Below are 11,488 nucleotides of genomic sequence, written 5' to 3' on the forward strand. Positions count from 1 at the left end.
TTCATATTTGATAAACAGCATAAAAATATGCTGGTAATGACAGGCTTTTTTTAAGTTTCAGCCCCTCTTTTTCAGACGACAATACTAGTCGCCAATTTTTATCTCTTATCACTTTAGGCATAGAAATTGAGACTTTCTCAGCTGTTAAATTCACTAAGATTAAACATGATTCTGTTTGACTTTGCCGCTGATAGACAAATACAGCCTCATGTCCTACTAGGATACGCTGATAGTTTCCGACTGCTATTGCCTGAGAATGATGACGTAGGTTGATCAAATTCTTATAGAGATAAAATACAGATTGCTCATCCTTTTGGGCTAAAGCGATATTTTTTTCTCTATATTGACTATTCACTCTTAGCCACGGTTTTACTGTAGAAAAACCAGCATAGCAACTAGCATCCCATTGCATCGGTGTTCTAGCATTGTCCTTACTCCAAGCTTTAGCTCGCTCAAAAGCCTCTTTATCTGCTAAAAGCTGACGATAACTTTCATAACGTCGCTTCATTTTAGGTTCATTGAACTCTTCCAAGGTTTTAAAATCACCATTTGTCATGCCAATTTCTTGTCCTTGGTAGATAAAAGGTGTCCCCCTTAAACAAAAGTAAGCTACCGCAAAGGCTTTTGCAGAAGAATCACTCCCGTCACCAAAGGTATCAATAATTCTAGGGAGATCATGATTTTCTAAGTATAAGCCCAACCACCTCTGCTCTTGCATATCTACTTGCCAACGGTCTAAAATCTCAATAAATTTGACAACATCTCCTTTACCTGTTTCAAAACGGTAATTATGCTCCCATTCAAACAGCATGGTCATATAACCATTACGACCAGTCCATTTAGGAGCCTCTTGACTAGAGACACCACTTGCCTCACCAACTGTCAAGGCATCATACTCTTCATAAATCGCCTTCATATCAGAGAGATAGGCTTCAATCCCTGAAACATTCATAAAGGGTTGATAAGCTCCATCTCCCTTTGAATCTTGAAGTTTTACATCCCAATCTGCCTTTTGAATATGGCTAATAGCATCTATTCTAAAGCCATCAATCCCTAACTCCAACCAAAATCGTATCATATCATAAATTGCTTGTCTTAGTTTGGGATTTTTCCAATTCAAATCAGGTTGTTTCTGATCAAATAAATGAAAATAATATTCATCAGTTAACGCATCGTAGGTCCAAGTCGATAAACCTGAAAATCCTATCCAATCATTAGGAGGACGATTGTCTTTTCCCTTTTTCCAATGGTAAAAATCTCGGTAAGGACTGGTTTTTGAGGATTTAGCATCCCGAAACCAAGGATGTTGATCTGATGTATGATTGACCACTAAATCAAACAATACCTTTATCCCCATTTCATGAGCTTGTTGAATCAAGTCCTTGACATCTTCTAAAGTTCCATACTCAGGATTGATAGCATAGTAATCCGAGATATCATAACCATTATCGACATTGGGGGAGGCATACATCGGTGTTATCCATATAAAATCAATCCCTAGATCTTTTAAGTAAGCTAGCTTTGAAATGATACCCTTGATATCACCGATTCCATCACCATTACTATCACAAAAACTTCTTGGATAAATTTCATATCCAACTGCTGATTGGTACCAATCCTGTTTCATCTACTCTACCTCTACACAAAAAGCACCCCAAGGTTCTAAATCAACTTTTTTTAAGGTTTTAGGGTAAGGTCTATTAGCAATCACCTCTGACACCATATCATATCTAGATGAGAAGCTTTGGCTTTCATCTGATAGATTGACCACAACCAAATAAGTCTTCTCCTCATTTTTTCTTAAATAAGCAAAAACTTTATCTGCTGTTGTCAGAATCTCATAATCTGCTTCTACCAACCAATCTTGTGTTTTTCTCAAATTAACCAAAGCTTTATAGGTATAAAAAATAGATGATTTATCCGCTAGAGCTTTGGCGACATTGATAGTTTTATAATTAGGGTTAACGGCTAACCAAGGTTTTCCATTTGAAAAACCAGCATTCTCAGTATTATCCCACTGCATCGGGGTCCTTGCATTGTCTCGCCCTACAACTCGAATAGCATCCAAAATAGCTTCTTGGCTAACTCCCTTTGTGCTCGCTTCCTTGGCAAAATGAAGAGATTCTAAATCATTTATTTGATCTAAGTTTTCAAAGGGATAATTGGTCATCCCTATTTCTTCTCCTTGATAAATATAAGGCGTCCCTCTCATCAAGTGTAACAAGATAGCCAAGGCTTTCGCAGACTTTTCTCGGTAAACGCCACTATTGCCCCAAATAGACAACACCCTAGGCAAATCATGGTTATTCCAAAAAAGTGAATTCCAACCCTCTGTCACACCTAAATCCGTCTGCCACTTGCTTAAAATAGATTTTAGACGAGGAACATCAAGATCTGTGTACGACCACTTGTCTTTGCCTTCTTCATGTTGTAAGCCAATATGTTCAAATTGAAAGACCATTGACAACTCATGATTTTCTTGTCTAGAATATTGTTTTGCGATATCAGGTGTCGCTCCCCAGGTTTCACCAACAGTTAACAAATCTTTCCCACAAAGCGTCTGTGAATGCATCTCCTTTAGGTAATCATGAAGTTTTGGACCATTATTAGCTATCAACCGGTCAGGGATTTTACCGATCATATCAATCACATCCATCCGAAAACCTGCAATTCCCTTATCAATCCAAAAATTCATCATATCATATATTTTTTGACGAAGAACTGGATTTTCCCAATTTAAATCAGGCTGTTTTTTACCAAAAAAATGAAGATAGTATTGGCCCGAAGCATCATCATATTCCCAAGCAGAGCCTCCAAAGATAGAATCCAAAGCATTAGGCTCATCTCTCCAAATATAATATTCTCTTTCTGGACTAGACGGATTAGCCTTAGCTTCTATAAACCAAGCATGCTCATCTGAGGTATGGTTGACCACTAAATCCATAATAATACGAATACCGCGACGTCTTGCTTCTGTTAGTAGCATCTCCATGTCGGCCATAGAACCAAATTCGTGTGCAATAGCTTCATAGTCAGAAATATCATAGCCGTTATCATCCATTGGACTCTGATAAACTGGGGATAACCAGATAGCAGTAATCCCTAAATAGTCCAAATAATCTAACTTACTAATAATCCCTTGAAGATCTCCGATACCATCGCCATTGGTATCTCTAAAACTCTTAGGATAGATTTGATAAATTACAGCTTGATGCCACCATTTCTTTTGCATAAATCTCTCCTTTATTCTTTCAATTCATTTTTCATTCTACACCTTTTTTATGAAAAATCAAGAATTTTATGCAAACGTTTGTTCTTCGTTTGCATACTATGTAAGACATTTTAGTGGTGAATTAACCCTATTTTAAAAAAAAATAAAAAAATATTGCAAAAGTACTTGACTTTTTTTGCAAACGGTTGCATAATAGTCTTGTAAATAAATTATATCCCATTTTGGAGGAGAAAAGTATGAAATCTTGGAAAAAAGTGCTTGTAAGCACAGCTGTTCTTTCACTTGCTGCTGGTGCAGCTCTTGTTGCTAATGCTCCTAAAGCTGAGGCTGCAGATACAACTACTATCAAACTTTGGGTTCCAACTGGAGCTAAAAAATCTTATCAAGATACTGTTAAGCAGTTTGAAAAAGAAAATAAAGGAATCAAAGTTAAGATTATCGAATCAAATGATTCCAAAGCACAAGAAAACGTGAAAAAAGATCCTTCTAAAGCTGCTGATGTTTTCTCACTACCACACGATCAACTTGGACAACTCGTTGAATCTGGTGTTATCCAAGAAATCCCAGAACAATACGCTGAAGCTATCGAGAAAAATGATACAGAACAAGCCCTTCTTGGTGCGCAATACAAAGGAAAAACTTATGCGTTCCCATTTGGTGTTGAATCACAAGTTCTCTTCTACAACAAAACAAAACTTTCTGAAGAAGATGTGAAGTCATACGAAACCATTACATCTAAAGCAACATTTGGTGCAACCTTTAAACAAATGAATGCCTATGCCACAGGGCCACTCTTCATGTCTGTAGGCGACACTCTATTTGGTGAATCTGGTGAAGATCCAAAAGGAACAAACTGGGGTAATGAAGCAGGTGTTTCTGTTCTCAAATGGATTGCTGCTCAAAAAGACAACTCTGGTTTTGTTAACCTTGATGCTAACAACGTGATGTCTAAATTTGGCGATGGATCTGTTGCTGCTATCGAATCAGGTCCATGGGATTATGATGCTGCTGTCAAAGCCGTTGGCGCTGAAAACCTCGGTGTTGCTGTTTATCCAAAAGTTACTATCGGTGATAAAGAAGTCCAACAAAAAGCCTTCCTTGGTGTGAAACTCTACGCCGTTAACCAAGCGCCTGCTGGAACAGACACAAAACGTATCGCAGCTAGCTATAAACTTGCCGCAGCCTTAACAAATGCAGAAAGCCAAAAAAATCAGTTTGAAACACGTAACATTGTCCCTTCAAACAAAGAAGTACAAGAATCAAGTGACGTTCAAAACAATATCCTAGCTCAAGCTGTCACACAAATGGCATCATCTTCAGACTACACAGTTGTTATGCCTAAACTTAGTCAAATGTCAACATTCTGGACAGAAAGTGCAGCTATCCTAAGCGATACTTACAATGGTAAAATTAAAGAAAGCAACTACCTCGATAAACTTAAACAATTCGATGAAGATATTGCTAATACAAAATAATCTTGTAAGTTGGTGAGGGGAGTGATCTCCTCACCGATTTTATTTATTGGTTAGTAGCCAATGTCTTCTAAGATTCTCACTATTTGATGATTTTAGAAGACATTAACTACTAATTATCATTTGGAGGCATAAATGAATAATAATTATCTATTTGATTCTGTTTCTGTCAAAGAAGCCTTTCAAAAAGGTGGACTAGAAACCAAGTTATCTTTTCTTGTGATGGGATTTGCTAACTTTGCTAATAAGCAAATTGTGAAAGGAAGTTTATTCTTATCTAGCCAAATCTTGTTTCTTATCGCTTTCTTTAGCCAAATTATTCCAAGTATCAAAGATCTGATCACCCTTGGTACAAAATCTCAAGGAATGGTCACAAAAGAAATCGATGGGATTAAAATGCAAGTTGCCGTAGAAGGTGACAACTCCATGCTCCTTCTCATTTTTGGACTGGCATCACTCATCTTTTGTGCAGTATTTGCTTACATTTACTGGTGTAACTTAAAGAGTGCGCGCAATCTCTATGTTTTAAAACGCGAAGGAGAGCCTGCACCAAGCTTCAAAGAGGATTTTAAAACGTTAGCCAATGGACGTTTCCATATGACCTTAATGGCTATTCCTCTTTTAGGGGTCTTGCTCTTTACCATCCTCCCTCTTATTTATATGGTCACTCTTGCCTTTACCAATTATGACCACAATCACCTCCCACCTAAATCACTTTTTGATTGGGTCGGATTAACCAATTTCGGAAATATCTTTACTGGTCGTATGGCTGGAACCTTCTTCCCAGTTTTATCTTGGACTTTAATTTGGGCAGTATTTGCTACCGTTACGAACTTCTTTTTTGGTATCGTTTTAGCTCTCCTTATTAACACTAAGGGACTCAAAGGGAAAAAAGTATGGCGAACCATTTTTGTCATCACCATGGCAGTGCCCCAATTCATCTCACTATTAATCATGCGTCACCTTCTTAACGATGAAGGACCACTTAATGCACTGTTGATGAATATGGGCTTGATTAAACACGCGCTTCCGTTTCTCTCAGACCCAATCTGGGCTAAATTCTCTATAATTTTTGTCAATATGTGGGTCGGAATCCCAGTCACTATGTTAGTTGCTACGGGGATCATCATGAACCTTCCTAGCGAACAAATTGAAGCTGCTGAAATTGATGGGGCAAGCAAATTCCAAATCTTTAAATCCATCACTTTCCCTCAAATTCTGTTGATCATGACACCAACCCTTATCCAACAATTTATCGGAAACATCAACAACTTCAACGTCATCTACCTTCTTACACAAGGTGGACCAACTAACTCTGAATACTACCAAGCAGGTTCAACTGATCTTTTGGTAACTTGGTTGTATAACCTGACCGTCACTGCTGCTGATTACAACATCGCCTCAGTTGTCGGAATCCTCATCTTTGTTCTATCTGCTATCTTCAGTCTTTTAGCTTATACTAGAACAGCATCTTACAAAGAAGGAGTAGCCAAATAATGCAAAATAAAAAACGATTAAATTTAGCTTTTGTTTATACACTTCTAACAGTCTTATCCATCATTTGGCTTTTTCCGATTGTATGGGTAGTTTTGACCAGTTTTCGTGGTGAAGGAACAGCCTATGTCCCTTACTTCATCCCTAAAACCTTTACTTTAGATAATTACGTTCAACTCTTTACAAATAGCTCTTTTCCTTTTGGACGTTGGTTCTTAAATACCTTTATCGTTGCCTTAGCTAGTTGTGTTATTTCAACATTTATTACTGTTGCTATGGCCTACTCTCTTAGCCGAATCAAATTTAAACACAGAAATGGCTTTTTAAAGCTAGCTCTTGTACTTAATATGTTCCCTGGCTTTATGAGTATGATTGCTGTTTATTATATTTTAAAAGCTCTTAACCTTGACCAAACTTTAACAGCCTTAGTTCTTGTTTACTCTTCAGGAGCAGCTTTAGGCTTCTATATTGCAAAAGGTTTCTTTGACACCATCCCCTACTCACTGGATGAGTCAGCAATGATCGATGGGGCAACACGTCTTGACATTTTCTTCAAGATTACACTGCCACTCTCAAAACCAATTATTGTTTACACTGCTTTGATGGCCTTTATCGCACCTTGGATGGACTTCATTTTTGCTAAAGTTATTCTTGGTGACGCCACTAATAAATACACCGTTGCTATTGGACTCTTCTCTATGTTGCAACAAGATACCATCAATGACTGGTTTATGTCCTTTACTGCAGGATCTGTTCTTATCGCTATTCCAATCACCTTGCTATTTATGTTCATGCAAAAATACTACGTTGAAGGCATTACAGGCGGTTCTGTTAAATAAAATCATAAGGCTTGGAATTTTCCAAGCCTTTATCCTATTAAGATATAGAAAAAGTCCCAGAGCTAGCTCTGGGACTTTTTCTATATCTTAATAAAGTAGGTCATAAATTTCCATAGCAATTAAATCAATGCTATCAAATGTGTAAGATTCACGCGCTTCCATATCACGAAGGGTAAACACTGGTCCATTTTCTGGATCATTGTTAAATGCAACCTCTGCGACAACAACACCATCACGCTCAAAATTGCGTTTCAAGTTTCCGCCATCTGTCGCCATTAATTCAAGGCGGTTAATAATTCTCACTAAATGTGATTCCATCTTATCTTTTCTCCTCTAATCGTTTTATAGACAACTCTATTTTATCATAAAACTAGGGATTCTAACAAGCAAAGCCCTTATTTTTAGCTATTTTTTAGTGTCTCATGCATAATAGCCTTAATTGAGTGCATGCGATTTTCTGCTTCTTGGAAGATATATGGACTGTAAGTTTTAAAAACGTCATCCGTTATCTCTAAAGCCTCATAGCCATATTTGTCATAAAGTTCTTGACCGATCTGCGTCTTAGTATCATGAAAAGCTGGTAAACAATGTAAAACAATGGCGTCTTTATTCTCTACTTTTTCTAAAAGCTCCGCGTTGATCTGGTAAGGCATCAGCAAATCAATACGCTCCTTAAAGTCCACCTCTTCTCCCATGGATACCCAGACATCAGTATAGAGAATATCAGCTCCCTTAACCGCTTCAACATCATCTGTAACCGTGATCTGTCCCCCTGTTTGGTGTTGTTTGGCAATAGCGAGAACTTCCTTATCAGGCTGCAGACTCTTAGGGGCAATGATAGAAATATCTAGACCTAGCTTGGCTGCAGTGACCAAAAGCGAATTAGCCATATTATTACGTCCATCTCCCAAATAAGCCAAATGCAAACCTTCCAAATGCCCAAAGACTTCTTTAATGGTTAAAAAATCAGCAATCATCTGTGTAGGATGCCACTCATCTGTCAGACCATTCCAAACAGGTACACCTGAGTATTGAGCCAGCGTTTCAACATCCTCTTGTTTAAACCCACGATATTCAATCCCATCAAACATAGACCCTAAAACCTTAGCCGTATCTTCAACAGACTCCTTTTGCCCCAATTGAATCTCCCCTGCTCCTAAATAAGTGACAGCCATTCCCAAATCCTGACCTGCCACCGTAAAGGCAGAGCGTGTACGGGTTGAAGCCTTTTCAAAAATCAAAGCAATGTTCAAGCCCTCATGGTAACGATGAGGAACCTTATTTTTTTTGAGTTGTTTAAATTCCTCAGACTTTTTGATGAAATGCAATAATTCTTCTTTTGTAAAATCAATCTCTTTTAAAAATGACTGTGCCATTGGTTTACCTCTTTTTGTATTTTTATACTATTTTAGTATATTTATTCATAAATGTAAACTTTATTTTTATAATTTTATAAAATCATGCTCAAAAATTGTCTTTTAACAGCTTTAGTGCTATAATGAACTTATATTTGACCAAGTTTGACCAAAAAAGTCATCTGGTCTGAAATCTAGATAGAAACCGAGGAAAAGATATGCTGTGTCAAAATTGCAAAATGAATGATTCTACCATTCACCTCTATACAAATATTAACGGACAACAAAAACAAATTGACCTCTGTCAAAATTGTTATCAAATTATGAAGACTGATCCTAGCCAAACAATTTTAGGCGGACTAAATGGACAAACAACCCAAGATAGTATGGATCCATTTTTTGATGATTTCTTTGGAGATTTAAATAATTTTAGAGCCTTTAATACTCCTAATCGCCCTAAAACTCCCGACACGCAAGCTGGTCAAAGAGGACCTGGTGGTGGGAATGGCGGTTTTACCAATGGTCCCCGCTCTAACTCACAACCTCAAGAAAAAGGCCTGCTAGACGAATTTGGAATTGATGTCACAGAGATTGCTCGTAAAGGTAATATTGATCCTGTTATCGGACGTGACGAGGAGATTATTCGTGTCATTGAAATTTTAAACCGTCGGACTAAAAATAACCCCGTTCTCATTGGAGAACCTGGTGTTGGGAAGACGGCTGTTGTTGAAGGATTAGCTCAAAAGATTATCGATGGTGATGTTCCTCAAAAACTTCAAGCTAAAAAAGTGATTCGTTTGGATGTCGTTAGTTTAGTTCAAGGAACAGGTATTCGTGGACAATTTGAAGAGCGCATGCAAAAATTAATGGATGAGATTCGTCGCCGTCAAGATGTTATCCTCTTTATTGATGAAATCCATGAAATTGTTGGAGCAGGGGGTACAAGCGAAGGTAATATGGATGCCGGTAACATTTTAAAACCTGCTTTAGCTCGTGGTGAGCTTCAAATGGTGGGAGCAACTACTCTCAATGAATACCGCATCATTGAAAAAGACGCTGCACTGGAACGACGTATGCAGCCTGTAAAAGTAGATGAACCAAGTGTTGAAGAAACTATTACAATTTTAAAAGGCATTCAAAAAAAATACGAAGATTATCATCATGTTAAATATACTGACGAGGCCATTCAAGCTGCTGCTATCCTTTCAAATCGCTATATTCAAGACCGCTTCTTACCAGATAAAGCCATCGACCTATTAGATGAAGCTGGCTCAAAATTAAACTTGACCCTTAATTTTGTGGACCCTAAAGAAATCGATCAACGTTTAATTGAAGCTGAAAATCTCAAAGCTCAAGCAACACGTGATGAAGATTATGAGCGCGCAGCTTACTTCCGTGATCAAATTGCCAAGTATAAAGAACTACAAAATGCTAAAATTGACGAACAAGATGTTCCTATTATTACAGAAAAAACTATCGAAGCCATTGTAGAGCAAAAAACGAATATCCCTGTTGGTGATCTTAAAGAAAAAGAACAAACCCAGTTGGTCAATCTGGCAGAAGATTTAAAAGCTCACGTCATCGGTCAAGATACCGCCGTTGATAAAATTGCAAAAGCCATCCGTCGTAATCGTGTTGGACTAGGTTCTCCTAATCGTCCTATTGGTAGTTTCCTTTTTGTAGGACCAACTGGAGTTGGAAAAACTGAGCTTTCCAAACAGCTCGCAATTGAGCTATTTGGTTCTGCTGATAGCATGATTCGTTTTGATATGAGTGAATATATGGAAAAACATGCCGTTGCCAAACTGGTTGGAGCTCCTCCTGGTTATGTTGGATATGATGAGGCAGGACAATTAACTGAAAAAGTTCGCCGCAATCCTTACTCTCTCATCCTACTTGACGAGGTTGAAAAAGCACATCCTGATGTGATGCACATGTTTTTACAAGTCTTGGATGATGGCCGTTTAACAGACGGTCAAGGACGAACAGTAAGTTTCAAGGATACCATTATTATTATGACCTCAAACGCTGGAACAGGCAAAGTTGAAGCATCTGTTGGCTTTGGAGCTGCACGCGAAGGACGAACTAGCTCTGTGATGAACCAACTCGGTGATTTCTTTAGTCCAGAATTTATGAACCGCTTTGATGGGATTATTGAATTCCAACCTCTCAGCAAAAACAATTTACTGCAAATTGTTGATCTTATGCTAGCTAATGTCAATGAGCGCTTATCAGCTAATGATATTCATCTTGAGGTAACCGATAAAGTAAAAGAAAAGCTAGTTGATCTCGGCTATGATCCTAAAATGGGAGCAAGACCACTCCGTCGTACCATTCAGGATCATATTGAAGATGCTATCACTGACTTCTACCTTGAAAATCCGAGTGAAAGACAACTTAAAGCCGTGATGACCAGCAATGGGCATATTATGATTAAATCTTCTAAAAAATCCGAAGATAACTAAAAAGAGTAAGAAAAATTGAAAAGAACCGCTTATAATGGACAGTTAAAAAAGTTATATACTGTTCATATAAGGAGGTTCTTTTCTCATGGCTAAAAAAGGAAGTAAGTTCACCAAATATTCACCCGAGTTCAAACTACAGGTAGTTGAAGACTACCTCAGCGGAAAGAGCGGAGGGATGCCTTCTATTGTCAAAAAATATGGGTTAAAATCAGACAACCAAGTTTTGAATTGGACAAGAAAATACCGAGAAGACCCTACTTTACTCGCCCAAGATCTACGAGGTAGGAAGTCCACTGGTCGTCCCAAAACAAGGAATCTAGAGGAGATGACCTTAGAGGAGCAGAATACTTATCTACGAATGGAGAATGCAATTTTAAAGACCTTAAGGACTCTCCTCAATCCGTGAGAAGAGTCCACCTCTATCAAGTCGTGGAGCAGTTGAAAGATCGTTACTCAGTCTCCTCTTTATGTTCCTATTTTGGCTTCCCCAGGTCTTCCTATTATCTTTGGTTGAGCAAGGGGAGACCAGTCTATAAACAGTTTGATGCGAACTTAGCTCAAAAGATTACAGCTATCTTCCATGACACTCAAAAAGGCTATCGCTTCATCTCTTATCAACTGAGAAGGCACT

The 11,488-nt window shown here is 38.0% G+C and carries 9 protein-coding genes and 1 pseudogene; 6 read left to right on the forward strand and 4 right to left on the reverse strand.

The features are described 5' to 3' along the window. Position 1 precedes the first annotated feature (1 nt). Entirely contained in the window at positions 2 to 1,627 is a 1,626-nt protein-coding gene (locus tag ACVRWY_RS01585; RefSeq protein WP_354367461.1) for an alpha-glucosidase, read from the reverse strand. After that, positions 1,628 to 3,232, reverse strand: coding sequence for a glycoside hydrolase family 13 protein (locus ACVRWY_RS01590; protein WP_354367463.1), 1,605 nt, complete (start codon positions 3,230 to 3,232; stop codon positions 1,628 to 1,630). It abuts the gene before it with no gap. 236 nt (positions 3,233 to 3,468) lie between these two features. On the opposite strand from ACVRWY_RS01590, the gene ACVRWY_RS01595 reads away from it, so the two are divergent. From ACVRWY_RS01595 to ACVRWY_RS01605, 3 genes are all read left to right on the forward strand, one after another. Next, positions 3,469 to 4,707, forward strand: coding sequence for an extracellular solute-binding protein (locus ACVRWY_RS01595; protein ID WP_354367465.1), 1,239 nt, complete (start codon positions 3,469 to 3,471; stop codon positions 4,705 to 4,707). Positions 4,708 to 4,839: 132 nt separating this feature from the next. After that, positions 4,840 to 6,201 (forward strand): carbohydrate ABC transporter permease, encoded by a 1,362-nt coding sequence (locus ACVRWY_RS01600; protein WP_354367467.1) that lies wholly within the window; start codon positions 4,840 to 4,842, stop codon positions 6,199 to 6,201. Continuing rightward, a complete protein-coding gene (locus ACVRWY_RS01605) occupies positions 6,201 to 7,037 on the forward strand; it encodes a sugar ABC transporter permease (RefSeq protein WP_354367469.1) in 837 nt (278 codons plus the stop codon). Before ACVRWY_RS01600 ends, ACVRWY_RS01605 begins: the two co-directional genes overlap by 1 nt. A gap of 87 nt (positions 7,038 to 7,124) precedes the next feature. On the opposite strand, the gene ACVRWY_RS01610 is transcribed toward ACVRWY_RS01605, so the two are convergent. Together ACVRWY_RS01610 and argF are read right to left on the reverse strand one after the other, a co-directional pair. Then, positions 7,125 to 7,355 (reverse strand): DUF1797 family protein, encoded by a 231-nt coding sequence (locus tag ACVRWY_RS01610; RefSeq protein ID WP_354367471.1) that lies wholly within the window; start codon positions 7,353 to 7,355, stop codon positions 7,125 to 7,127. Positions 7,356 to 7,438: 83 nt separating this feature from the next. Then, the gene (argF, locus tag ACVRWY_RS01615; RefSeq protein ID WP_354367473.1) at positions 7,439 to 8,413 is read right to left on the reverse strand and encodes an ornithine carbamoyltransferase; all 975 of its coding nucleotides are present in this window, start codon (positions 8,411 to 8,413) and stop codon (positions 7,439 to 7,441) included. 197 nt (positions 8,414 to 8,610) lie between these two features. Between argF and ACVRWY_RS01620 the strand changes: the two genes are divergently transcribed. The 3 genes and pseudogenes from ACVRWY_RS01620 to ACVRWY_RS01630 form a co-directional block, all read left to right on the forward strand. Beyond that, positions 8,611 to 10,857: an ATP-dependent Clp protease ATP-binding subunit gene (locus ACVRWY_RS01620; protein ID WP_354367475.1), complete on the forward strand. Its 2,247-nt coding sequence runs from the start codon at positions 8,611 to 8,613 to the stop codon at positions 10,855 to 10,857. Between the two features lie 85 nt (positions 10,858 to 10,942). After that, a complete protein-coding gene (locus ACVRWY_RS01625) occupies positions 10,943 to 11,263 on the forward strand; it encodes a transposase (protein WP_354367477.1) in 321 nt (106 codons plus the stop codon). Next, positions 11,260 to 11,488, forward strand: a pseudogene (locus ACVRWY_RS01630) (hypothetical protein); the annotation flags it as partial. The gene ACVRWY_RS01625 and the pseudogene ACVRWY_RS01630, both read left to right, overlap by 4 nt.

It is taken from the genome of Streptococcus porcorum (assembly GCF_053203725.1).

Excerpts from the sequence above, each read along its gene's own strand:
- ACVRWY_RS01585 (WP_354367461.1), bottom strand. The coding sequence starts at position 1,627 with ATGAAACAGGATTGGTACCAATCAGCAGTTGGATATGAAATTTATCCA.
- ACVRWY_RS01590 (WP_354367463.1), bottom strand. The coding sequence starts at position 3,232 with ATGCAAAAGAAATGGTGGCATCAAGCTGTAATTTATCAAATCTATCCT.
- ACVRWY_RS01595 (WP_354367465.1), top strand. The coding sequence starts at position 3,469 with ATGAAATCTTGGAAAAAAGTGCTTGTAAGCACAGCTGTTCTTTCACTT.
- ACVRWY_RS01600 (WP_354367467.1), top strand. The coding sequence starts at position 4,840 with ATGAATAATAATTATCTATTTGATTCTGTTTCTGTCAAAGAAGCCTTT.
- ACVRWY_RS01605 (WP_354367469.1), top strand. The coding sequence starts at position 6,201 with ATGCAAAATAAAAAACGATTAAATTTAGCTTTTGTTTATACACTTCTA.
- ACVRWY_RS01610 (WP_354367471.1), bottom strand. The coding sequence starts at position 7,355 with ATGGAATCACATTTAGTGAGAATTATTAACCGCCTTGAATTAATGGCG.
- argF (WP_354367473.1), bottom strand. The coding sequence starts at position 8,413 with ATGGCACAGTCATTTTTAAAAGAGATTGATTTTACAAAAGAAGAATTA.
- ACVRWY_RS01620 (WP_354367475.1), top strand. The coding sequence starts at position 8,611 with ATGCTGTGTCAAAATTGCAAAATGAATGATTCTACCATTCACCTCTAT.
- ACVRWY_RS01625 (WP_354367477.1), top strand. The coding sequence starts at position 10,943 with ATGGCTAAAAAAGGAAGTAAGTTCACCAAATATTCACCCGAGTTCAAA.